The following is a 22,823-nucleotide window of genomic DNA, read 5'->3' as shown; positions in this document are numbered from 1 at the left end:
GTCGAATCATGCAAACCGGCGCGTGGTCGTTCTTACGGAGGGGTTGTTCATGCCAGGTCCCATCCAGTCGCTCGCCAGGGCGGCCGCGATCCTGCGCCTGCTGGCCGGCGGAGAGCGCAGGCTCGGCCTGTCGGACGTGGCCTCCTCCCTGGGTCTGGCGAAGGGCACCGCGCACGGCATCCTGCGCACGCTGCAGCAGGAGGGCTTCGTCGAGCAGGACCCGCTCTCCGGCCGCTACCAGCTGGGGGCGGAGCTGCTGCGGCTGGGCAACAGCTACCTGGACGTGCACGAGCTGCGGGCCCGCGCCCTGGTGTGGACCGACGACCTGGCGCGCTCCAGCGGCGAGGCCGTCTACCTGGGCGTGCTGCACCAGCAGGGGGTGCTCATCGTCCACCACGTCTTCCGTCCCGACGACAGCCGGCAGGTGCTGGAGGTCGGGGCGATGCACCCGCTGCACAGCAGCGCGCTCGGCAAGGTGCTGTCGGCCTACGACCCGGTCGCGCACAGCGAGGCGGCCGAGCTGGAGCGGGAGCCGCTGACCGCGCGCACCGTCACCGACGACGCGGCGTTCGAGGGTGTGCTCGATCTCACCCGCGCCCGTGGCTGGAGCGCCGACCTGGAGGAGACCTGGGACGGTGTGGCGTCCATCGCCGCCCCCATCCACGACCGGCACCGCATGACCGTGGGGGCGGTGGCCGTCACCGGCGCGGTCGAACGGGTCTGCGCGGACGGCGAGATCAGGCCCCAACTGGTCGCGGCGGTACGGGACTGCGCCAGGGCGGTCTCCCGCGACCTGGGCGCCGGCCGCTTCTGACGGCCGGCCGGACGCGCCGACTCGGAGACCTTTCCGCAACCTGACGAACCCTTGACGGGTCCGGTCACGCAGGAGAACACTCTCGTTCGACGGTCGACATTGTCGAACACCAGCCGACGGAGTCGGTAAGGTGTACGTAACCGTGGGACCGCCGAGGGCCTGGTGACAGGCCCACGGACTCCGGAACGGGACCGGGGTCCGCCTTCCCCTGGACGAAGGACAAAGGAGTCGCGAGTGTCCAGCGACCACATCTTCATCGGCGAGACCATCGGTACCGCTGTTCTGATCCTCCTCGGCGGCGGCGTCTGCGCGGCTGTCACCCTCAAGAGTTCCAAGGCCCGTAACGCCGGCTGGGTGGCCATCACCTTCGGTTGGGGCTTCGCGGTCCTGGCCGGCGCCTACATCTCGGGTTCCCTCTCCGGCGCCCATCTGAACCCCGCGGTCACGATCGGTCTCGCGATCGACAGCGGCGAGTGGAGCAAGGTCCCGGTCTACCTGGCCGGCCAGATGCTCGGCGCGATGATCGGCGCGACCCTGGTGTGGATCACCTACTACGGCCAGTTCCAGGCCCATCTGACCGACGCCGAGATCACCGGCGGTCCGGGGGCGCAGGCCACCGCGGCGGCCGAGAAGCAGACCACGGGCCCCGGCCCGGTGCTGGGCATATTCTCCACCGGCCCCGAGATCCGCAACGTCGCGCAGAACCTCGCCACGGAGATCATCGGCACCTTCGTCCTGGTGCTCTTCATCCTGACCCTCGGCCTCACCAAGGGCCTCGCGGTCTCCGGTACCGGCACCCTGATGGTCGCACTGGTCGTCGTCGGCATCGGCCTCTCGCTGGGCGGGCCGACCGGATACGCCATCAACCCCGCACGCGACCTCGGTCCGCGCATCGTGCACGCCCTGCTGCCGCTGCCCAACAAGGGCGGCTCCGACTGGCGCTACGCCTGGATACCCGTCGTCGGCCCGATCGTGGGTTCGGCCCTCGCCGCCGGCCTCTACAAGATCGCATTCTGAGAAGCAGCCCCCGACATCCCAAGGACCTGAGGAGCACACCGTGACCGACGCCCACACCACAGGCCCGTTCATCGCGGCCATCGACCAGGGCACCACGTCCTCGCGCTGCATCATCTTCGACAAGGACGGCCGGATCGTCTCCGTCGGCCAGAAGGAGCACGAGCAGATCTTCCCCAAGCCGGGGTGGGTCGAGCACGACGCGGCCGAGATCTGGACCAATGTGCAGGAGGTCGTCGAGGAGGCGGTCAGCAAGGCCGGCATCACCTCCGCCGACGTCAAGGCGATCGGCATCACCAACCAGCGCGAGACCACCGTCCTGTGGGACAAGAACACCGGCGAGCCGGTGCACAACGCCCTGGTCTGGCAGGACACCCGTACGGACGCCCTGTGCAAGGAGCTCGGCCGCAACGTCGGGCAGGACCGCTTCCGCCGCGAGACCGGCCTGCCGCTGGCCTCCTACTTCGCCGGTCCGAAGATCCGCTGGCTGCTCGACAACGTCGAGGGCCTGCGCGAGCGCGCCGAGGCCGGCGAGATCCTCTTCGGCACCATGGACAGCTGGGTGATCTGGAACCTCACCGGCGGTGTCGACGGCGGGCACCACGTCACCGACGTGACCAACGCCTCCCGCACGCTGCTGATGAACCTGCACACCCTCGACTGGGACCAGAAGATCCTGGAGTCGATCGGCGTCCCCGCCGCGGTGCTGCCGGAGATCCGCTCCTCCGCCGAGGTGTACGGCTCCGCCGCCTCCGGAGCCCTGGCCGGCGTGCCGGTGGCCTCCGCGCTCGGCGACCAGCAGGCGGCCCTGTTCGGCCAGACCTGCTTCTCCGAGGGCGAGGCCAAGTCCACCTACGGCACCGGCACCTTCCTGCTGATGAACACCGGCGAGAAGCCGATCAACAGCTACAACGGCCTGATCACCACCGTCGGCTACCGCATCGGCGACCAGAAGCCGGTGTACGCCCTGGAGGGCTCGATCGCGGTCACCGGTTCGCTGGTGCAGTGGATGCGCGACCAGATGGGCCTGATCAAGACCGCGGCCGAGATCGAGACCCTGGCGCTGTCGGTAGAGGACAACGGCGGCGCCTACTTCGTGCCGGCCTTCTCCGGTCTGTTCGCCCCGTACTGGCGTTCCGACGCCCGCGGTGTGATGACCGGCCTCACCCGATACGTCACCAAGGCGCACATCGCCCGCGCGGTGCTGGAGGCGACCGCCTGGCAGACCCGCGAGATCGTCGACGCGATGACCAAGGACTCGGGCGTGGAGCTCACCGCGCTCAAGGTCGACGGCGGCATGACGGCGAACAACCTGCTGATGCAGACCCTCGCCGACTTCCTGGACGCACCCGTCGTACGCCCGCTGGTCGCCGAGACCACGTGCCTGGGCGCGGCCTACGCCGCCGGCCTGGCCGTCGGCTTCTGGTCCGACACCGATGAACTGCGCGCCAACTGGCGCCGGGCCGCCGAATGGACCCCCCGCATGGACGAGGGCACCCGCGACCGCGAGTACAAGAACTGGCTCAAGGCCGTCGAGCGCACCATGGGCTGGATCGAAGAGGAGAAGTGAACCGATCATGACCACCCTGCAGCGCGTCCCGGCTCTCGGGACGCATCCGACCGCCGGCCGCAACCCGGGCCGCGCCGAGACCCGGGAACTGCTGAGCCGCGCCACCTACGACCTGCTGGTCGTCGGCGGCGGCATCCTGGGCACCTCCGTGGCATGGCACGCCGCGCAGTCGGGGCTGCGGGTCGCGATGGTGGACGCCGGCGACTTCGCCGGCGCCACCAGCTCCGCCTCCTCCAAGCTCGTGCACGGCGGCCTGCGCTACCTGCAGACCGGCGCGGTCAAGCTGGTGGCGGAGAACCACATGGAACGGCGGGTCCTGGCCAGGGACGTGGCTCCGCACCTGGTCAACCCGCTCACCTTCCATCTGCCGGTCTACCGGGGCGGCCCGGTCGGGGCCGCCAAGCTCGGGGCGGGTGTCTTCGCCTACTCGGCGCTGTCCGCCTTCGGCGACGGGGTGGGCCGGGTCATCTCCCCGGCCAGGGCCGCGGCCGCCAACCCCGCCCTGCGCACGGAGAACCTCAAGGCCGTCGCCGTCTACTACGACCACCAGATGAACGACTCGCGGATGGCGGTCATGACGGTGCGCGCCGCCGTCGAGGCGGGTGCCGTCGTCCTCAACCACGCCGAGGTCACCGGTCTTCGCTTCACGCACGGCCGGGTCACCGGCGCCGAACTGAAGGACCGCCTGGACGGCACCGAGTTCGGCGTCGACGCGCGGCTGGTGCTCAACGCGACCGGCCCGTGGGTCGACCACCTGCGGCGGATGGAGGACAAGGGCGCCGCTCCCAGCATCCGGCTGTCCAAGGGCGCCCACATCGTCCTGAAGCGCAAGGCCCCGTGGCGGGCCGCCATGGCGACCCCGATCGACAAGTACCGCATCACCTTCGCCCTGCCCTGGGAGGACCAGCTCCTTCTGGGCACCACCGACGAGGAGTACACCGGCGACCCGGCCGACGTGCGGGCCACCGAGGCCGACATCAGCCAGATCCTGGACGAGGCCGCCCACTCGGTGCGGGACGAGCACCTGTCCCGCGACCTGATCACCTACGCCTTCGCGGGCCTGCGGGTGCTGCCCGGCGGCCCGGGGGGCGTGGAGAAAGCCAAGCGCGAGACGGTCGTGACCGAGGGCAGCGGCGGCATGCTGTCGGTCGCGGGCGGCAAGTGGACCACGTACCGGCACATCGGGCGCACGGTCATGGCCAAGCTCGCCAAGCTGCCCGGCGGCCCGCTGAACGAGGACATGGAGCCGCTGGACCGCCTGCCCCGGCGGGTCCCGCTGCCGGGCGTCGCCAACCCCAACGCGGTCGCCCACCGGCTGCTGGTGGACCGGGAGCCGGGTCAGCGCCTCGACCCGCTGACGGCCCGTCACCTGGCCACCCACTACGGCGCGCTGTCCTTCGACATCGCCCGGCTGGCCAACGAGGACCCCGCGCTCGGCGAGCGGATACACCCGGACGGCCCGGAGATCTGGGCCCAGGTCGTGTACGCCCGCGACCACGAGTGGGCGCAGACGGCGGACGACGTGCTGCGTCGCCGCACCACCCTGACGGTGCGCGGCCTGGACACCGCGGACGTCCGGGAGCGGGTCGAGTCGCTGCTGGCCGGCCGGCGCGACTGACACCCCCCGCCCCGTGGGCCCGGGCGCCCCGGGGTGAGCGGAAGACCTCCCCGCTCACCCCGGACGCCCGGGCCGCCGCGTCTCCGGCGGGACGTAGGCGGCCGCCAGGTCCTGGGCGTCGGCGTACGAGGGCAGGCCCGCCGGGAGCGGCGCGCCCTCCAGGGCGCGGCCGGCGGTGTCCACGGCGGCGTGGAGCGCGGCGCGGAAGAGCAGTGAGCCGGTGCTGACGCGGCTCACCCCGAGGGCGGCGAGGCGGGAGAGCCCCGGGCCGCCCTGCGGGAGCAGGACGTTGAGCGGGGCACCGAGTCCGTCGGCGAGCGCGGCGATCGGGCCCTCGTGGGCCAGGCCGGGCACGAAGATCCCGTCGGCGCCGGCCGCGAGGTAGGCGGCGGCGTGGCGGCGGGTCTCGTCCCGCGGGTCCTCGGGGGTGCCGAGCCAGTGGGTGTCGGTGCGGGCGTTGACGAAGAGCCCGGGAGCGGTGCGCTTGATCGCCGTGATCAGCTCGCACTGCAGCGCGGGGTCGTTCAGGCCCGCTCCGCCGGGGAGGCCGTCCTCGATGTTGACGCCGGCGACGCCCAGCCGTTCGAGGTCGGCGGCGAGTTCGGCGACGTCCTCGGGCGTGGGGCCGAAGCCGCCCTCGATGTCGACGCTGACCAGCACGGGCAGCCGGACGAGGTCGCGGGCGAGCCACAGGGTCGTCTCCCGGGTGGCGCCGGCCGCGTCCGGCAGGCCCGCGGCGGCGGCCACGCCCAGGCTGCTGGTGCCGATCGCGGGAAAGCCGCGGGCGGCGAGGGCGGCGGCGGAGGCGCGGTCCCAGGCATTGGGCAGGAAGAGCGGGCGGCCGGCCCGGTGGAGGGCGCGGAAGGCCTCGAAGCGGTTCATGCGGTGGGTGCCTCCAAGGCGTCGGGCGCGATGCCCAGATGGGTGTGGAGGGCCGTGCGGCCCCGCGCGGTGAGCCGCAGCGCCCGGCCGCTGCCGATGCGTACGCACCAGCCCGAGGCGAGGGCGTGTCCGCACAGCGCGGCCCCGGCGACGCCCGCGAGGTGCGGGCGGCGCTCCGTCCAGTCCAGGCAGGGCCGGGCGAGCGGACGGCGGCCGGTGCGTGCGGCGGCCAGGTCGACTCCGAGCCCGGTGAACCACCGCACGCCCTCGTCGGTGAGGGCGAAGCCGGTGCTCTGGTCGAGCAGTCCGCGCCGGGTCAGGGCGTCGGTGACGAGGATGCCCAGGCGTCCGGCGAGGTGGTCGTAGCAGGTCCGGGCGCGGGCCATGGCGCTCCGGGCGCCCGCCTGGGCGAGGGTGCGGGGCGCGGGGGCCGGTGGCCCGGCGTGCGCGGCGAGGTCCTCGACGAGTTGCGCGGTACGGGCGTCGGCGAGGCGTACGTAGCGGTGCCGGCCCTGGCGCTCCTCGGCAAGCAGCCCGCCGGTGACGAGCCGCCCGAGGTGCTCGCTGGCGGTCGAGGGCGCCACTCCCGCGTACCGGGCCAGCTCCCCCGCGGTCCAGGCCCGGCCGTCGAGCAGCGCCAGGCACATCACGGCCCGCGTCTCGTCCGCGAGCAGCGCCGCGAGGGCGGCGAGGGCACTTCCGGCGTGGTCGTCTCGCACCATGTCCCCAGGATGCTCCCCGGACGTTTCGGCGCACGCCGAAGTGTCGGTGGGCGCTCTCCGCCGTCCGCGGCTTGACAGGACGTCAGCCCAGGCCCCACCCTTTCACCACTTGCTTAGTGAAAGGGTGTTTCGCGCATGGTCGAGTTCCGCATCGACCGCCGCAGTGGGGTCGCCACGTACCTCCAGATCGTCCAGCAGACCAAACAGGCCCTGCGGCTCGGCCTCCTGGAGCCCGGCGACCGGCTGCCGACGGCCCGCGAGGTCGTCGAGGCGACCGCCGTCAACCCGAACACCGTGCTCAAGGCGTACCGCGAGCTGGAGCGCGAGGGCCTGGTGGAGGCGCGCCGCGGCCTGGGCACATTCGTCCAGAAGTCGCTGGGCGCCGGCCCGGCCGACTCGCCGCTCGCGGGCGAACTGGCCGACTGGATGCGCCGTGCGCGCACCGCGGGCCTCGACCGCGAGGACGCGGCGGCGTTGTTCCAGTCCGTACTGGACCGTGAGTTCTCCGAGGGGGAGAGATGAGCCGGGAAGCGGGCAGCGCGCCGGACAGGCCGGCGGTGCCCGCGCTCGACGCGGGGTCGCCGCGCCCCGCGGCGGCGTCGTGTGTCCGCTGGGCCGCCTTCGCGCTGCTCCGCCGCCGGACGGTCTGAGCCGGGGCCATAGGGTGATCCGCACAGCATCGTCCCGCCCGGCCCGGAGGCCCGATGACCACGGATCAGCTGCCCATCTCCCGCATCCCGCGACGCGGCCTGCCCGCGCACGCGGTCGTCGTGGGCGATCCGGCGCGCTCGGCGGAGGTCGCCGCCCTGCTCACGGACCCGCGTGAGGTGTCGCACCATCGCGAGTACCGCACCTTCACCGGTACCTGGAAGGGCACCCCCGTCGTGGTGTCCTCGCACGGGGTCGGCGGGCCGGGCGCCATGTGCCTGTTCCAGGAGCTGGCGGAGGCCGGCGTCGGCACGATCCTGCGCCTCGGCACGGCCGGCGCCATCCGCACCGGCATAGGCGACGGCGACCTGGTGATCGCCGAGGCCGCGGTGCGGGACGACGGCGTGACGCAGCAACTGCTGCCGCCGGAGTACCCGGCGTTCGCCGCACCGGAGGCGGTGCTGGCGCTGCAGCGGGCGGCGCGGGCGGCGCAGGCGCCGCACCACCGGGGCGTGGTGTGGACGCGTGCGGCCTTCCAGCCGGGCTTCCTGCCGCTGCCCGGCGCGGCGTACGCGGCGGCCGGGATCGCCGCGATCGAGATGGAGCTGTCGGCGCTGCTGGTGCTGGCCTCGACACGCGGACTGGTGGCCGGCGGGGCGCTGGTCGTCGACGGCGCCAACGCCGACGACCTGGTCGACCTGGAGGCCACCGGCGGCTACGACCCGCACCGGGCGGTGGTCGCCGAGGGGGTCGCCCGCGGCAGCCGGGTAACGTTGGACGCCTTGCATCTGCTGGCCACCGAGTACGGAAGCGACGAGAAGTGAGCGCTCAGGACGCCGATCTGCTGGTGCACGGCGGCGATGTGCTGACCGTCGACGCGGCGGGCACCGTCGTCACCGACGGCGCGGTCGCCGTACGGGACGGCGAGATCGTCGCCGTCGGCCCGGCGGAGGAGGTGCGCGCGGCCCACCGCGCCGCCGAGGAGATCGACGCGACGGGGTGCCTGGTGCTCCCCGGGCTGGTCAACACCCACACCCATCTGGCGATGACCCTGCTGCGGGGCCTCGCCGACGACGTGGACCTGCAGGAGTTCCTGGCCCGGGTGATCCCCCGCGAGGCCGAGCTGCTCTCGCCGCGGGCGGTGGCCGCGGGCGTGCGGGTCGCCGTGGCGGAGAGCGTACGGGCCGGCGTCACCACGGGCCTGGACATGTACTGGTTCCACGAGGCCGCCGAGGAGGCCGCGCGGGCGGCGGGCTGGCGGCTGCTGGCCGGTCCGACCTTCATGGACGTGCCCGGGCCGCCGGACGGCCGCCCGTACGGCGACCGCATGGCCTGGGCCGCGGGCGACCTGGCCGCGCGCACCGCCCCCGTGCCGGGCACCCGGCCGGTGGTCTTCGCGCACAGCGCCTACACCCTCGGCCCCGAGCAGCTCGTCGCGATCGCCTCGCTCGCCCGCGAGCACGGCGCGCTGCTGCACATCCACGCCGCGGAGAACGCCGCCGAGGTCGCGATGGTGGTCGAGGCGCACGGCAAGCGGCCGGTCGAGCTGCTGGACTCGCTCGGTGTCCTCGGGCCCGACGTGCTGCTGGCGCACGCCGTGGACCTGACCGACGGCGAGATAGCCGCCCTGGCCAGGACCGGCACGTCCGTCGCGCACTGCCCGGTATCCAACCTGAAGCTGGGCTGCGGCATCGCGCGCGTCCCCGAGCTGCTGGCCGCCGGGGTCACCGTCGGCCTCGGCACGGACGGCGTGGTGAGCTCCAACACCCTCGACGTGCTGGGCGCGGTGCGGGCCGCGGCGCTGGTGCACAAGGCAGGCGGCGACCCGACCGCCGTCGGCGCGCAGCAGGCGGTACGGATGGCGACGATCGAGGCCGCCCGCGCGCTGGGCCTCGCCGACCACCTCGGGTCCCTGGAGCCGGGCAAGCGCGCCGACCTGGCCGTCCTCGACCTCGGCGGGCCACACCTCGCGCCGCGCCACGACCCCTGGTCGATGCTGGCGTACGCGGCCGCGGCCGCGGACGTACGGGACACCGTCGTCGACGGCCGGGTCCTCATGCGCGACCGGGTGCTGCTCACCCTCGACGAACCAGCCGCGCTGCGCGAGCTGGAGGCGCTGGAGCGGGAGCACCCCGCATGACCTCCGCCGTCGAACCCACCCGCGGCTTCACCGGGCGCAGCCGTGCCGCCGACCGCGATCCGCGGCTGCCTCCCGGCCAGTACGACGCCCGCGACACCTGGCCGGTCCTGTCCGCCGAGGTCACGCCCACGATCGCCACCGGGGACTGGACGTTCCGGGTGGACGGCCTGGTGGACGGCCCGCGCACCTGGGACTGGGAGGCGGCGCACGCGCTGCCCGGCTCCGAGTACCGGGGCGACATCCACTGCGTGACCGGCTGGTCCAAGTTCGGCGTGCGCTTCGGCGGGGTGTCGGTCGACGCCTTCCTCGAGGCCGCGGGCCCCTCCCCCGCCGCCACCCATGTCGTCGCCTGGTCCCACACCGGCTACGCCGCCAACCTGCCGCTCGCGGACGTCACCGGCGGCCGCGCCTGGATCGTCTGGGAGTACGACGGCGCGCCGCTCGCCCCCGAGCACGGCGGCCCGGCGCGGCTGGTCGTCCCGCACCTGTACTTCTGGAAGAGCACGAAGTGGATCGCGGGGCTGCGCCTGCTCGACCACGACGAGTCCGGCTTCTGGGAGCAGAACGGCTACCACCACCGGGGCAATCCCTGGCAGGAGCAGCGCTACGCCCATGACTGACCTCGTCGCCCCCGCGCCCGCCCCGGCGTTCGTCCCGCCCGCCCGGTTCGCGGTCCCCGGCCGGATCGCCGTGCCCGAGGCCGCGTCGTCGGTCTGGCGGCGCGCGGTGATCACTCAGATCCGCCGGGAGACCCCGCGCGCCGCCACCTTCCGGCTCGCGGTGCCCGGCTGGGCGGGCCATCTTCCCGGCCAGTACCTGACGCTGCGCCTCACGGCCCCCGACGGCTACACGGCGCAGCGCAACTACTCGGTCGCCTCCGCCCCCGACGCCTCCGGCCACATCGAGCTGACGCTCGACCACGTGGCCGGCGGCGAGGTCTCCGGGCACCTGCACACCGTGGCCCGGCCGGGTGACGCCGTCGAGGTCCGCGGCCCGCACAGCGGCTTCTTCGCCTGGACCGGGGACCACCCGGCGCTGCTGCTGGGCGCCGGATCGGGTGTCGTCCCGCTGATGTCGATGGTGCGCCACCACCGGCTGCGCGGTCTTGACGTGCCGCTGCGGCTGATCGTCTCGGCCCGCACCCGCGAGGATCTGATCTACGGCGCCGAGTACGGTCCGGAGACGCAGGTGCTGCTCACCCGCGCCGAGGGCCGCCTCACCGCCACCCATCTGGCCCCGCTGCTGGCCGATCCGCCGCCGGGCGGCTGGGAGGCGTACGTGTGCGGCGGCAACGGTTTCGCCGAGCACGCCTCGCGCCTGCTGGCGGCCGGCGGGCAGCCGCTGGACCGGATCCGGATCGAGCGATTCGGCTGATCAGCGAGGTTCGGGTATTCTCCTCTTTACGTGATCTTCCGGGGCAGCGCTCCGGGAGAGCTCACCGGGACGTGGCGCAGCTTGGTAGCGCACTTGACTGGGGGTCAAGGGGTCGCAGGTTCAAATCCTGTCGTCCCGACGGTGATGTCGCAGGTCACAGGCCGTGTTCGCAGCAGCGGACACGGCCTTCGCGTGCTCGGCGGCCCCTCGGCGGGATCCCTTTCCCGCGGAAGGCCACCGGCCTCGGGTGGTGCGGGCATAATGGCCCGATACATCGGATGTCCGGGGAGGCGAGGGGCTCATGGCGGTCACCGACGAGGCGATCGAGAAGATCAAGGAGATGATCGTCTCCGGCGCGCTGCGCCCCGGCGACCGGCTCCCCAAGGAGAGCGAACTCGCCGCGGATCTCGGGCTGTCGCGCAATTCCCTGCGCGAGGCGGTCCGCGCGCTGTCCCTGATCAGGATCCTGGACGTACGCCAGGGCGACGGCACCTATGTCACCAGCCTGGACCCGCAGTTGCTGCTGGAGGCGCTGAGCTTCGTGGTGGACTTCCACCGCGACGACACCGTCCTTGAGTTTCTCGCGGTGCGCCGCATCCTGGAGCCCGCGGCCACGGCGATGGCGGCCACGCGCATCGCCGATTCCCAGCTGGAGGCCCTGACCGAGCAGTTGGAGGCGCTCGGGACGGCGCCGTCGGTGGAGGAACTGGTCGCGTGCGACCTGGAGTTCCACCGGGGCATCGTGCAGGCCTCGGGCAACTCGGTGCTGTGCTCGCTGCTGGACGGGCTGTCCGGGCCGACCACACGGGCCCGGATCTGGCGCGGGCTGACGCAGGAGGACGCGGTCAGCCGCACCCTGCACGAGCACCGTGCCATCCTGGCGGCCCTGCGCGACCGGGACGCGGAGGCCGCGCGGTCCTGGGCGACCGTGCACGTCGCCAGCGTGGAGCAGTGGCTGCGCTCCACGCTCTGAGACCCGGCGGGTCCCCGGCGGATCCCGCCGGCCGGCGAACCGCGCCGTGCCGGGGTGCGTCCGGTCCTTCGTAAGAGTGATCGAGAAGAGGGATCGGATGAATCCACGCTTCAGGCTGCGCTTGCGCCGCCCCTCGGCCCGTACGCTGCGCCGCGGCGCGCTGCTGGTCGTGCTCGCCGTCCTCCTCCCGGTGCTCGCCGCCGGGGTCGCCCTGCGCCTGGAGTACACCGGCGACGCTTCCGGTGCCGGCGGCAACCGCGACCGGAACGCGGTGTGGCTGGGCCACGCCTGGATCGACGGGGAGCGGGACGGGGCCGACCTCGAGTCGCTGGCCCGGGAGTTGCGCGGCAGCGGCACCCGGGACCTGTACGTGCACACCGGGCCCCTGGAGTTCGACGGCAGCCTCGACGCAGGGCTGTACCCGGGCGCGCGGGACATGATCGACCGGATGCACACGGTGCTGCCGGGGGTCCGCGTCCAGGCGTGGCTCGGCCAGGTCCTGTCGCACGACGGTTCCGAGGGCCTGCACCTGGACGACCCGGCGGCCCGCGCCCGGATACGGGACAGCGCCGCCCAGGTCCTGGCGGCCGGGTTCGACGGGGTGCACCTGGACCTGGAGCCGATGTACTCCGACGACCGCGGGTTCCTCGCGCTGCTGGACGCGGTGCACCGGCTCACCGCCGCCCGCGGCGTGCCGCTGTCGGTCGCGACCCACCAGATCGACCCGCTCCCCTCCCTGCACTCGGTCAGCGGCCCGCTGTTCAATCACCCCAAGTGGTGGTCCCAGCACTACTTCGGGGAGGTGGCCCGGCGCGTGGACCAGGTCGCGATGATGACCTACGACACCGCCCTGCCCCTGGAGGGCCTGTACGGCGGCTACGTGGCCCAGCAGACCGCGCTCGCCCTGGAGGTGACGCCGCAGGGGACCGACCTGCTCGTCGGCCTGCCGGGGTACCACACGAACAACCTGGGCCGCCATGCCTGGGCCGAGACCGTCACGGCCGCCGTGCGCGGCGCCCGGCTCGGCCTCGCCCGTGAGGCGCCCTCCCGTGAGCGCTTCGGACTCGCGCTGTACGTCGACTTCGCCGCGACCCCGGCCGACTGGGCCGCGTACCGCTCCGCGTGGAGCGGTGGCTGACCGGACGCGTACCTCCGATGACTCTGGGGATCATCCCCCTACGAAGGCGGCGGCACCTGTCCCGCGAAGCCGTAGGCTGGTGCAGCACGCGAAGGAACGGCAGCCGGCGGGGGTGGCACCATCCCCCTTCCGGCCGGAAGGAGGCGCTGGGTGATCGAGCTCGAGGGGGTTCCCGAGCTGATCGACCCGGTCATGGTGGCCGCGTTCGAGGGCTGGAACGACGCCGGGGACGCCGCCTCCGCCGCGGTCGGGCATCTGGACCGGGAGTTCAAGGGCGAGGTGTTCGCCGCGCTGGACGCCGAGGACTACTACGACTTCCAGGTCAACCGCCCCACGGTCTGGATGGACGGCGGAGCACGGCGGATCACCTGGCCCACCACGCGGCTGTCCGTCATCCGCATCGAGACCCCCAAGCCACGTGACCTCGTCCTCGTACGGGGCATCGAGCCCAGCATGCGCTGGCGCTCTTTCTGCAACGAGATCCTGGGCTTCGCCCATGAGCTCGGCATCGAGATGGTGGTCGTGATGGGCGCCCTCCTGGGCGACACCCCGCACACCCGTCCGGTGCCGGTCACGGCCGTCACCTCCGACCCGGACCTGGCGACCGCGCTCAGCCTGGAGGAGTCCCGCTACGAGGGCCCCACCGGCATCGTCGGCATCCTCCAGGAGGCCTGCACCCACGCCGGCATCCCGGCGGTCAGCCTGTGGGCGGCCGTGCCGCACTACGTGTCGCAGCCGCCGAACCCGAAGGCGACCCTGGCGCTGCTCAACCGTCTGGAGGACCTGCTGGACCTGCGCATCCCGCTCGGCGAGCTGCCGGAGGACGCGCGCGCCTGGCAGGTCGGCGTGGACCAGCTGGCGGCCGAGGACAGCGAGGTCGCCGAGTACGTCCAGACGCTGGAGGAGGCCCGCGACACGGCGGAGCTTCCGGAGGCCTCGGGCGAGGCCATCGCCCGCGAGTTCGAGCGCTATCTGCGGCGCCGCGACCCGCAGGCGGGCGAGTCCGACGCGGGCCCCTACCTGCGGGACATGTCGCAGAAGCCCAAGGACGACCGGGACGAGAAGGAGGACGGCGCCGACGGGGAGTGACCCGCGCGGCGCCGCCCCGGGGAAACCCGGGCAGTCATGGAAGCGGCCCGGCCGCCGCCCCGCACAGGGGGCGGCGGCCGGGCCGCTTCCGTGCGCGTGTCAGAGCGCGACGCCGAGCAGCGCGTCCACGGCGCGGGAGACCAGGCCGGGGGCGCCGGTGTCCGTGCCGCCCTCGGTCTCCTGCCGGGCGGCCCACCGGTCCACCGCGGCGAGCGCGGCGGGGGCGTCCAGGTCGTCGGCGAGCGCCTCGCGGATCTCCTCCACCAGCGCGTCGGCCGGCGGGCCGTCGGGCCGCGAGACGGCGGCGCGCCAGCGGGCCAGGCGCTCCACCGCGTCGGAGAGCACCGCGTCGGTCCACTCCCAGTCCTCGCGGTAGTGGTGGGCGAGCAGGCTGAGCCGTATGGCCGCCGCGTCCACCCCGTCGCGGCGCAGCTGGGAGACGAAGACGAGGTTGCCCTTGGACTTGGACATCTTCTCGCCGTGCAGCGCGACCATGCCGGCGTGCACATAGGCCTTCGCCATGGGGAACTCGCCGGTGAGCACCTGGGCGTGCGAGGCGCCCATCTCGTGGTGCGGGAAGGCGAGGTCGGAGCCGCCGCCCTGCACGTCGAAGCCCATGCCGAGGTGGTCCAGGGCGATGGCGACGCACTCGATGTGCCAGCCGGGGCGGCCCCGGCCCAGGCTGCCGCCGTCCCAGCTGGGCTCCCCCTCGCGGGCGGCGAGCCACAGGATCGGGTCGACGGGGTTCTTCTTGCCCGGGCGGTCCGGGTCGCCGCCCCGCTCGGCCGACAGCGCGCGCATCGCGGCCGCGTCCAGGTGGGACACGCCGCCGAAGTGCGGGTCGGAGCCGACGTGGAAGTAGATGTCGCCGTCCAGCTCGTACGCGGCGCCGGCCTGGCGCAGCCGCTCGACCAGCGGGACGATCCCCGGGATGGCCTCGACCGCGCCGATGTAGTGGGCGGGCGGCAGCATCCGCAGGGCGGTCATGTCCTCTCGGAAAAGGGTCGTCTCGCGCTCGGCGAGGGCCGTCCAGTCCTCGCCGGTCTTGTCGGCGCGCTCCAGCAGCGGGTCGTCGACGTCGGTGACGTTCTGGACGTACTGGACCTGGCGCTTCGTGTCGAGCCACACCCGCTGCACGAGGTCGAACGCGTTGTAGGTGGCCGCGTGACCCATGTGGGTGGCGTCGTAGGGGGTGATCCCGCACACGTAGATGCGGGCGACCGGACCGGGGCTCAGGGTTACCGGGCCACCGGTCGCGGTGTCGTGGAGGCGGAGGTCGCGCCCGGTGCCCGGGAGGGCAGGGACGTCGGAAGCGGGCCAGGCATGCATGTCATGAGATTAACCGCCCGCGTGATCCACAAACGACCGGTGGGCGCTCGCGACGGCGGACCCGGACCCTCAGATGGGGGGCCAGGGGATGGCGGGCCACTCCCCCGAGGGCTCCGGGTGACGTCCGGAGGCGAGCAGCCCGGCGACGCGGTTCCGGAGCGCGTCCAGCTCGGCGGGCGTGATGAGTTCCGCCAGCCGGGCCCCGAGGCCGCCGTCGGCGAGCTCCGCGGAGAGCTTGCCGAGGACCTCGGCGATCTCGTCGGTGAGCGGTTCGCCGGCCCAGCCCCACAGGAGGGTGCGCAGCTTGTTCTCCGTGTTGAAGGTCACGCCGTGGTCGATCGCGTACAGCTGCCCGTCGGCGGCCGGCAGCAGGTGGCCGCCCTTGCGGTCGGCGTTGTTGATCACGGCGTCCAGGACGGCGAGCCGGCGCAGCCGGGCGTCGTCGGCGTGCACCAGCAGCGCGGTGCGGCCCTCGCCGACCTCGGCGAAGCCGACGGCCTTCCAGCCCTCGCCGGGTTCCTCCCCCTCGACGAGGGCGAGGAGGCCTTCGCCGCCCTCCTCCGGGGTCTCGATCCACAGCTGCACCATGCCCTCGCCGTACGGTCCGTCGCGCAGCACGGTCGGCGGCACCAGGCCCCAGCCGGTGGCCTCGGAGACCAGGTAGGCGGCGACCTCGCGCTGGGCGAGCGTCCCGTCGGGGAAGTCCCACAGCGGCCGCTCACCGGCCACCGGCTTGTACACGCAGTGGGCGCGCACGCCGTCGTGCTCGACCGCGCAGTAGAGGACCGCGTTGGAGGCGTCCCGCAGCCGCCCGCGCACGGTCAGTTCACCGTGCGCGAGCAGCTCCGCGGCTATGTCCCCGTTCAGGCCGTCGCCGACCGCCGGTACCCGTTCTGACGCGGGCATACGTGTCCTTCCGGATCCAGGGGCAGGCTGCACAGCGGGCAGGGCGGGCGGCCGGCCGCGACGACGTCGAGGGCGCGCTTGGCGAAGGAGCGGGCCTGGGCGCCGGTCAGGCGCACCCGCAGCAGCGGGGGCCCGTTCTCGTCGTCCTGCAGGAGCATCTCCTCGGCCGCTTCGAGGTCCTCCTCGTCCTCCGCCTCGATCTCGACCAGCGCCTGGGCCTCCAGGATCATCCGTTCCTCGGCGCCGTCCCAGGCCAGGGCCATGGTGCCGACCCGGAACTCCTCGTCGACGGGGACCTCGAGCGGCTTGTTGTCGAGCAGCTCCGTGGGGGCCACGGCGGGCACGGGGGCGGCGCCGCCCGTGCGGCGCACGACCTCGTCCAGCAGCTCGTCGATGCGCTCGGCGAGTGCCTCGACCTGGGTCTTCTCCAGCGCGACACTGGTCGTCCGGCCGGCGGCGCTGGCCTGCAGGAAGAAGGTGCGTTGGCCCGGTTGGCCCACGGTGCCGGCGACGAAGCGTTCGGGCTTGTCATAGAGGAACACCTGACGAGGCACGTCCTGCTCCGTTAGTTCGGTGTCTTCGGGGTTCGGTCCACCCTACTGCGGAAGCTGATCACGGTGCGCCCGCACCGCCCCCGACCTCCGCGTCGCCCGGGGCCGCGGTGGGCCGCTCCCTCGGACGCAGGCCTTCCAGGCTGCCCGTGTCGCCGAGCCGGAGCAGGAAGGGCCGCTCCGCGGTGTAGCGGATCGCGGTGACCGAGCAGGGGTCGACGGCGATGCGCTGGAAGAGGTCGAGGTGCATGCCGAGGGCGTCGGCGACGATGGACTTGATGACGTCGCCGTGCGAGCACACCACGTAGAGGGCGTCGGGCCCGTGGCTCTCCTCGATGCGGGCGTTCCACTCGCGCACCGCGTCGACGGCGCGTGCCTGCATGGCGCGCACCGACTCGCCCCCCTCGCCGGGGAAGACGGCGGCCGAGGGGTAGCGCTGGACGACGCCCCACAGCGGCTCGTCGGCCAGCTCGGCGATCTTGCGGCCGCTCCAGTCGCCGTAGGCGCACTCCGAGATCCGCTCCTCGACGTGGAGCGGCACGTCGGGCAGGGCGTCCAGCAGCGGCTGCACGGTCTCCCGGCACCTCTGCAGGGGACTGGTGACGACGGCCGCCGGCGGCAGCCCCGCCAACCGGGCCGCGAGCGCCGCGGCCTGGTCACGTCCGGTCTCGTCGAGGGCGACTCCGGGGAGCCGTCCGGCCAGCACTTTCTCCGCGTTGGCGGTGGACCGGCCGTGCCGGACCAGGATCACGGTGGGCATGACCGCAACCATACGACCACCGGTTGTCCGGTGTGGCGCCGACGTAACGCGGAAGAAGACAGGTGTGATCGTCGACTGCGCCATTTATCGCGACGGGGAGCGCACTGCCGCTCCCGACGACCTCTCCGACGCGCTCGACGCGGCGCGGTCGACGGAGGGGGGTTTCGTGTGGATCGGCCTGTACGAGCCGACGGAGAAGGAGTTCGACCTCGTCAGCCGCGAGTTCGGCCTGCACCCGCTGGCCGTCGAGGACGCGCTCTGCGCCCACCAGCGGCCCAAGCTGGAGGTGTACGAGGGCTCGCTGTTCCTGGTACTCAAGCCGGTCTCGTACGACGACGAGCACGACAAGGTCACCGCGGGCGAGCTGATGATCTTCGTCGGGGAGGGCTTCGTCGTCACCGTGCGCCACGGCGAGGCCATCGCCCCGGGTGAGATCCGCCACCGCCTGGAGGCGGAGCACGAGGTCCTCAAGCACGGGCCGACCGCGGTGATGTACGCCATCAGCGACACCGTGGTCGACGACTACATGGTGGTCGCGGCCGATCTCCAGGCCGACCTGGAGGACCTGGAGACGGAGGTCTTCGCGCCGGAGGGCCGAAGGTCCGTCGCGCGCCGGGGCGCCGAGAGCACGGCGAGCCGGATCTACGGGTTCAAGCGCCAACTGCTGGAGTTCCGGCGGGCGACCGCGCCGCTGATGCAGCCGATGATCAGGCTGTCGGCGGGCACGGTGCCGCACGTTGCGGCGAGCACACAGCCCTTCTTCCGCGACGTGGCCGACCACCTGACCCGGGCCAACGAGCAGGTGGACAGCCTCGACCGGCTGCTCAGCGATGTGCTGAGCTCCCATCTGACCCAGGTGGGGGTGCGGCAGAACGACGACATGCGCAAGATCTCGTCGTGGGCCGCCATGGCGGCGGTGCCCACCATGATCGCGGGCATCTACGGCATGAACTTCCGCTACATGCCCGAACTCCACCAGGTGTGGGGGTATCCCGCGGTCCTGGCGGTCATCGCCGTGTCGGAGATCCTGCTGTACCGGATGTTCAAACGGCACGGCTGGCTCTGAACGCCCGCCCTGCCCCGCGCGGGTCGCGTGCGGCGGGGACGGGGAGGCCGCTCAGACCGCCGGTTCCGCCGCGGGTTCGGGACCACCGAGGGCGTCGCGGCGCTGGGGCATGACGAGACTGACCATCCGCCGCCAGCCGCCCAGGCGTTCGTACGCGTGGACCCCGTGGATGCCGGCCCGCAGCACCGCGGCCTTCGCCCCGGACCAGCCGAGGATCCGGCCCATGTGGTCCATGACGGCGAGGCTGACGTCGCGGTAGATGCGGATCTCGGCGCGGGCGCACTCGCGCAGGACGTGCTCGATGGCGGCCCCGTGCCCGGCCTCGGCGAACCTCAGCAGTTCCTCGTGGCAGTAGGCGAGGTGGTTGTCCTCGTCGGCGGAGATCATGCGGACCGCCCTGCCGATGTCGGCGTGGCCGGCGAAGTGCTTCGTGAGCAGGGCCATCTGCTCGGAGGCGCGCTGTTCGGTGACCCGGCTGTGGGCGAGGTAGGTGACAACGTCCTGCACCGTCAGGGGCTCGTCGCGGCGCAGCTTGTCGTGGGCGAGGCCGATGCCGCCGCGCTCGAGGAGCATGGTGTAGTCGGTGTCCGGGGGGACCGGGACGGGTTCGAGGCCGCGCTTGCGCAACAGGGCGTGGAAGATCCGGCCGTGCTTGTCCTCGTCGGCGCCGTGCCGGGCGATCTTGGGGGCCAGTTCGCTCTGCGACTCGGGGACCAGCGCGGCGATCCTGCCGTTCTCCCAGCCGCCCTGCGACTCACCGCTGGCGGCGATCGAGCAGAACAACCGGAAGGAGTCGTCGTTGTCGAGGATCTCCTGGAACAGACTCCGGGCGGAGAGCATGACGTACCTCCTGCGCGAATCGGGCATACGCAAAAGACGAGTCAAGTCGCCCGCAAAGCATGAGGCAACAGGCCCGGGCGTCAACTCGGCCGAACGGATGAGGGCCGTACGGGAGCGGAGACGTAACCCCTGGGGCTCCCGGGCGTTGTGTTTGGTGACGGCCGTGGCGGGGAAGACCCCCGAGCCCCCACCACGGCCGCGGAAACCGAGGGGCCCCGCCGCCGGCCGAAGTGCCCGTGATTTCATAGCCCCTCGGAGGGGTTACGACCAAGACATGTTCAGCAAGGCGACGCGCAGCCGGACGACGGCACGTCCCGGAGGCCCGGCGGGATCGGACTGGGCCCCTTACCCACGCCTTGACGACGCGGCACGCGCCTACTTCCTCCACGCCGACGTGGCCCTCGAGGCGATCGACGGCGTCCTGGGCCGGCGGCGGGTCCGCGGTTTCACCCTCGAACGCGTCGTCGACCTGACGGAGGCCGGCACCTCGGTGTGGCAGGAGGCCGCGGTCTGCGACGGCCGGCGTCTCGTCCTGTGGCACAGCGAGGAGGTCGCCGACGAGGACGCCCCGGGCGGGCGGGTGGTGGACTCCTCCGTGCAGGTGCTGCCCCTGGAGGCGATCGGCCACGTCGGCATGCGCACCCTGGTGGGCCGCGACGAGCAGGGCCGGCGGATCGACCGCGGGGTGTACGTGGTGCTGGCCACCTCCATGCCGCACGAACTGAGCGCGGTGCGCGGGGACGGCGACGGCACGGTCGCCTCCGCCCGCTTCCGCCCGGAGTCCTTCCGCTTCAGCAAGTCCCTCGACGACGGCGGGGCCGGCCAGATAGCGCGGCTGATCGCCTTCGGGCGGATGATGGGGCGCCTGGTCCCGGGCTGACCCGGGACCGGCGCCGAAGGCCCGCCGCCGCGGGGGCGGGCCGGTTACTGAGCGAGTCCGGCGCGCTCCAGCGCCTCGACGCCCGCGCGCAGCGCGGCGACCCGCTCGTCCAGGGTGAACCCGGCCGGGGCCAGGGTGAGCGTGGTGACACCTGCCGCCGCGTAGGCCTGCATCCGGTCGGCGATCCGCTCCACCGAGCCCAGCAGGGTGGTGGAGTCGATGAGTTCGCGAGGGATCGCGGCGGCGGCGCCGTCCTTGTCGCCGGCCAGGTACTTGTCCTGGATCTCGGCGGCCTCCTTCTCGTACCCCATGCGCTGCGCGAGCCGGTTGTAGAAGTTCTGCTTGCGGCTGCCCATCCCGCCCACGTACAGGGCGGTGTAGGGGCGGAAGAGGTCGGCGAGCGCGTCCACGTCCGCACCGACGGCGAGCGGCACGGTCGGGCAGACGTCGAAGCCGTCCATCGTCTTCCCCGCCTTCTCGCGGCCGGCCCGGATGTGGCGGAGCGCGGTGTCCTCCAGGTGGGCGGCGGAGGGGAAGATCAGCAGCGCGCCGTCGGCGATCTCGCCGGTCTGCTCCAGGTTCTTCGGGCCGATCGCGGCGATGTACAGCGGGATGCGCTCGCGCACCGGGTGCACCGTCAGCTTCAGCGCCTTGCCGGGGCCGCCGGGCAGCGGCAGCGTCCAGTGCTCGCCCTCGTGGCTCAGCCGCTCCCGCGACATCGCCTTGCGGACGATGTCGACGTACTCGCGCGTGCGCGCCAGCGGCTTGTCGAACTTCACGCCGTACCAGCCCTCGGAGACCTGCGGGCCGGAGACACCCAGGCCCAGCCGGAAGCGGCCGCCGGACAGGGAGTCGAGGGTGGCGGCGGTCATCGCCGTCATCGCGGGCGTACGGGCCGGGATCTGGAAGATGGCCGAACCGACGTCGATGCGCTCGGTCTGCGCGGCGACCCAGGACAGCACGGTGGGCGCGTCCGAGCCGTAGGCCTCGGCCGCCCAGCACACGGAGTAGCCGAGGCGGTCGGCCTCCTGCGCCACGGCGAGGTTGTCGGCGTCCATCCCGGCGCCCCAGTAGCCGAGGTTGATCCCGAGCCGCATGGCGATCCCCTTACCGATGAGTAACGTCCTTGTTCCCCGGACCTTATCGCTCCGGGCGCGCGCCGGCGCCTGTCGGGTACGTCACTCCTGCCCAAAGGTCCCGGACGCACAGTAATCTCACCCCTCATGGAGCAAAGGCACCTCGGCCGTACGGGACTGCGCGTGTCCAGGCTCGGGCTCGGCACGCTGACCTGGGGGCGCGACACCGGCGAACTCGACGCCGCCGACCAGCTCAAGGCCTTCTGGGAGGCCGGGGGCACGCTCGTGGACACCGCCGACGTGTACGGGGACGGCGGCGCCGAGTACCTCCTCGGCCGGCTGGTGGAGGACCTGGTGCCGCGCTCGGACCTGGTGATCGCCACCAAGGCCGGCAGCGTCCCCGACCCCTACCGCCGCTTCGACGCCTCGCGCGGCCATCTGCTGACCGCCCTGGACGCCTCCCTGCAGCGGCTCGGCACGGACTACGTCGACCTGTGGCAGGTGCACGCGTACGACACGGCCACCCCGCTGGACGAGACGCTGCAGGCCCTGGACCTCGCCGTGAGCTCCGGCCGGGCCCGCTACGTAGGGGTGTCCAACTTCTGCGGCTGGCAGCTGGCCAAGGCGGCCACCTGGCAGCAGGCCGTGCCGGCGCGCACACCGCTGGCCAGCACGCAGATGGAGTACTCGCTGCTCCAGCGCGGCATCGAACGCGAGGTGCTGCCCGCCGCGCTGGACCTGGGGGTGGGGCTGCTGCCCTCCTCCCCGCTGGGCCGCGGGGTGCTGACCGGCAAGTACCGGCACGGGACCCCCCAGGACTCCCGCGGCGGCTCCGAGGACATGGCGCCCTTCGTCGCCCCCTACCTCGACGAGACGGCCCGGCTCATCGTGGACGCGCTGGCCATAGCGGCCGACGGGCTGGCCGCCAGCCCGCTGCAGGTGGCGCTCGCCTGGGTGCGGGACCGCCCCGGCGTCACCGCGCCGATCGTCGGGGCGCGCAACGCCCGGCAGCTCGCTGCGGCGTTGTCAGTGGAGACCCTTAGTCTTCCGGATGAGATCTGCCAGGCGCTGGACGACGTCTCTGCGCCGGTGCACCGCTATCCGGACCACGACTGGAGCACGCTGTGATCGGGCCCCGACCGTAGTCCGCCGTACAACGGAGGCCACCGTGACCGAGGACCGCGAAGACCGCGACCGCGAGGACCGCGCCGAGCCGGAGGAGACCGCCGGCGAGGAGACCGCGGCTCCCCGGCGGTCCCGGCCGTCGACCGAGGGCGTCGGTTCGCAGCTCCCCGCCGAACTCACGGACCTGGCCGCGGCGGTGCGGGCCATCGAGCGCGGGGAGCGCCCCGCGGCGCCCGCGAGGAGCGGCGGGCCCGCGCGTCCCGCGGTGTCGCGGCCGGCGGCCGCCCCCTCCCCCGCCCCGGTCGCCG

At 73.2% G+C, this 22,823-nt stretch carries 23 protein-coding genes, 1 tRNA gene and 1 pseudogene; 17 read left to right on the top strand and 8 right to left on the bottom strand.

Features of this window, described 5'->3' with window-relative positions:
- The first annotated feature begins 49 nt into the window (after positions 1 to 49).
- The 4 genes from PV342_RS39085 to PV342_RS39070 all read left to right on the top strand — a co-directional run bounded on the left by PV342_RS39085 (position 50) and on the right by PV342_RS39070 (position 5,016).
- On the top strand, positions 50 to 814 hold the full coding sequence (locus tag PV342_RS39085) for an IclR family transcriptional regulator (protein WP_386995202.1): 765 nt from the start codon (positions 50 to 52) through the stop codon (positions 812 to 814).
- A 234-nt stretch (positions 815 to 1,048) separates the two neighbouring features.
- Entirely contained in the window at positions 1,049 to 1,831 is a 783-nt protein-coding gene (locus PV342_RS39080; RefSeq protein WP_018559050.1) for an MIP/aquaporin family protein, read from the top strand.
- Positions 1,832 to 1,871: 40 nt separating this feature from the next.
- Positions 1,872 to 3,398 (top strand): glycerol kinase GlpK, encoded by a 1,527-nt coding sequence (glpK, locus tag PV342_RS39075; protein WP_018559049.1) that lies wholly within the window; start codon positions 1,872 to 1,874, stop codon positions 3,396 to 3,398.
- Positions 3,399 to 3,405: 7 nt separating this feature from the next.
- A complete protein-coding gene (locus tag PV342_RS39070; RefSeq protein WP_361009131.1) occupies positions 3,406 to 5,016 on the top strand; it encodes a glycerol-3-phosphate dehydrogenase/oxidase in 1,611 nt (536 codons plus the stop codon).
- A 54-nt stretch (positions 5,017 to 5,070) separates the two neighbouring features.
- Here the strand turns inward: PV342_RS39070 and PV342_RS39065 are convergent, their stop codons facing one another.
- Both PV342_RS39065 and PV342_RS39060 read right to left on the bottom strand, forming a co-directional pair.
- A complete protein-coding gene (locus tag PV342_RS39065) occupies positions 5,071 to 5,898 on the bottom strand; it encodes an isocitrate lyase/PEP mutase family protein (protein WP_500320904.1) in 828 nt (275 codons plus the stop codon).
- Positions 5,895 to 6,620 carry an ArsR/SmtB family transcription factor gene (locus PV342_RS39060; protein WP_500320902.1) on the bottom strand — a complete coding sequence of 242 codons (726 nt, stop codon included), beginning with the start codon at positions 6,618 to 6,620 and terminating at the stop codon, positions 5,895 to 5,897. The genes PV342_RS39065 and PV342_RS39060 overlap by 4 nt, the downstream gene beginning before the upstream one ends.
- Positions 6,621 to 6,755: 135 nt before the next feature.
- Here PV342_RS39060 and PV342_RS39055 point away from each other — a divergent pair, with 135 nt between their 5' ends.
- The 9 genes from PV342_RS39055 (at position 6,756) to PV342_RS39015 (ending at position 13,982) form a co-directional block, all read left to right on the top strand.
- Positions 6,756 to 7,142, top strand: coding sequence for a GntR family transcriptional regulator (locus PV342_RS39055; protein WP_018559045.1), 387 nt, complete (start codon positions 6,756 to 6,758; stop codon positions 7,140 to 7,142).
- 182 nt (positions 7,143 to 7,324) lie between these two features.
- Positions 7,325 to 8,092, top strand: a complete 768-nt coding sequence (locus PV342_RS39050; RefSeq protein ID WP_500320900.1) for a phosphorylase family protein — start codon at positions 7,325 to 7,327, stop codon at positions 8,090 to 8,092.
- Positions 8,089 to 9,408, top strand: coding sequence for an amidohydrolase (locus PV342_RS39045; protein WP_500320898.1), 1,320 nt, complete (start codon positions 8,089 to 8,091; stop codon positions 9,406 to 9,408). Before PV342_RS39050 ends, PV342_RS39045 begins: the two co-directional genes overlap by 4 nt.
- Positions 9,405 to 10,028 (top strand): sulfite oxidase-like oxidoreductase, encoded by a 624-nt coding sequence (locus PV342_RS39040; protein ID WP_400807362.1) that lies wholly within the window; start codon positions 9,405 to 9,407, stop codon positions 10,026 to 10,028. The genes PV342_RS39045 and PV342_RS39040 overlap by 4 nt, the downstream gene beginning before the upstream one ends.
- The gene (locus PV342_RS39035) at positions 10,021 to 10,782 is read left to right on the top strand and encodes a ferredoxin reductase (protein ID WP_500320896.1); all 762 of its coding nucleotides are present in this window, start codon (positions 10,021 to 10,023) and stop codon (positions 10,780 to 10,782) included. The genes PV342_RS39040 and PV342_RS39035 overlap by 8 nt, the downstream gene beginning before the upstream one ends.
- Before the next feature lie 65 nt (positions 10,783 to 10,847).
- Positions 10,848 to 10,921 (top strand) — tRNA-Pro (locus PV342_RS39030).
- Between the two features lie 162 nt (positions 10,922 to 11,083).
- Positions 11,084 to 11,755 carry a FadR/GntR family transcriptional regulator gene (locus tag PV342_RS39025; protein ID WP_361009112.1) on the top strand — a complete coding sequence of 224 codons (672 nt, stop codon included), beginning with the start codon at positions 11,084 to 11,086 and terminating at the stop codon, positions 11,753 to 11,755.
- 97 nt (positions 11,756 to 11,852) lie between these two features.
- Positions 11,853 to 12,893, top strand: a complete 1,041-nt coding sequence (locus PV342_RS39020) for a hypothetical protein (RefSeq protein ID WP_500320894.1) — start codon at positions 11,853 to 11,855, stop codon at positions 12,891 to 12,893.
- Positions 12,894 to 13,043: 150 nt separating this feature from the next.
- A complete protein-coding gene (locus PV342_RS39015) occupies positions 13,044 to 13,982 on the top strand; it encodes a PAC2 family protein (protein WP_018559036.1) in 939 nt (312 codons plus the stop codon).
- 99 nt (positions 13,983 to 14,081) lie between these two features.
- Here the strand turns inward: PV342_RS39015 and mshC are convergent, their stop codons facing one another.
- From mshC to PV342_RS38995, 4 genes are all read right to left on the bottom strand, one after another.
- Entirely contained in the window at positions 14,082 to 15,311 is a 1,230-nt protein-coding gene (gene mshC, locus PV342_RS39010) for a cysteine--1-D-myo-inosityl 2-amino-2-deoxy-alpha-D-glucopyranoside ligase (RefSeq protein WP_018559035.1), read from the bottom strand.
- 69 nt (positions 15,312 to 15,380) lie between these two features.
- Positions 15,381 to 16,217 (bottom strand): SCO1664 family protein, encoded by an 837-nt coding sequence (locus tag PV342_RS39005; protein WP_386995221.1) that lies wholly within the window; start codon positions 16,215 to 16,217, stop codon positions 15,381 to 15,383.
- Complete coding sequence (locus PV342_RS39000; RefSeq protein ID WP_078619872.1) at positions 16,175 to 16,771, bottom strand: DUF3090 domain-containing protein; 597 nt, start codon at positions 16,769 to 16,771, stop codon at positions 16,175 to 16,177. The genes PV342_RS39005 and PV342_RS39000 overlap by 43 nt, the downstream gene beginning before the upstream one ends.
- A gap of 58 nt (positions 16,772 to 16,829) precedes the next feature.
- On the bottom strand, positions 16,830 to 17,528 hold the full coding sequence (locus tag PV342_RS38995; protein WP_386995223.1) for a histidine phosphatase family protein: 699 nt from the start codon (positions 17,526 to 17,528) through the stop codon (positions 16,830 to 16,832).
- A gap of 64 nt (positions 17,529 to 17,592) precedes the next feature.
- On the opposite strand from PV342_RS38995, the gene corA reads away from it, so the two are divergent.
- On the top strand, positions 17,593 to 18,594 hold the full coding sequence (gene corA, locus PV342_RS38990; RefSeq protein WP_018559031.1) for a magnesium/cobalt transporter CorA: 1,002 nt from the start codon (positions 17,593 to 17,595) through the stop codon (positions 18,592 to 18,594).
- 51 nt (positions 18,595 to 18,645) lie between these two features.
- Here corA and PV342_RS38985 read toward each other — a convergent pair whose 3' ends face one another.
- A complete protein-coding gene (locus tag PV342_RS38985) occupies positions 18,646 to 19,434 on the bottom strand; it encodes a ferritin-like domain-containing protein (RefSeq protein ID WP_400807373.1) in 789 nt (262 codons plus the stop codon).
- Positions 19,435 to 19,708: 274 nt separating this feature from the next.
- On the opposite strand from PV342_RS38985, the gene PV342_RS38980 reads away from it, so the two are divergent.
- On the top strand, positions 19,709 to 20,314 hold the full coding sequence (locus tag PV342_RS38980; RefSeq protein WP_386995229.1) for a hypothetical protein: 606 nt from the start codon (positions 19,709 to 19,711) through the stop codon (positions 20,312 to 20,314).
- Between the two features lie 44 nt (positions 20,315 to 20,358).
- On the opposite strand, the gene PV342_RS38975 is transcribed toward PV342_RS38980, so the two are convergent.
- Complete coding sequence (locus PV342_RS38975; RefSeq protein ID WP_400807380.1) at positions 20,359 to 21,411, bottom strand: LLM class F420-dependent oxidoreductase; 1,053 nt, start codon at positions 21,409 to 21,411, stop codon at positions 20,359 to 20,361.
- Between the two features lie 126 nt (positions 21,412 to 21,537).
- On the opposite strand from PV342_RS38975, the gene PV342_RS38970 reads away from it, so the two are divergent.
- Positions 21,538 to 22,518 (top strand): aldo/keto reductase, encoded by a 981-nt coding sequence (locus PV342_RS38970; RefSeq protein ID WP_329188769.1) that lies wholly within the window; start codon positions 21,538 to 21,540, stop codon positions 22,516 to 22,518.
- A gap of 40 nt (positions 22,519 to 22,558) precedes the next feature.
- Positions 22,559 to 22,823 (top strand): annotated as a pseudogene (locus PV342_RS38965) (exodeoxyribonuclease V); the annotation flags it as partial.

The organism is Streptomyces sp. PA03-3a (assembly GCF_033792735.1).
Classification (GTDB): Bacteria; Actinomycetota; Actinomycetes; order Streptomycetales; family Streptomycetaceae; genus Actinacidiphila.
Note: the sequence above shows the minus strand (reverse complement) of the source record. Positions and strands in the feature narration are given on the sequence as shown.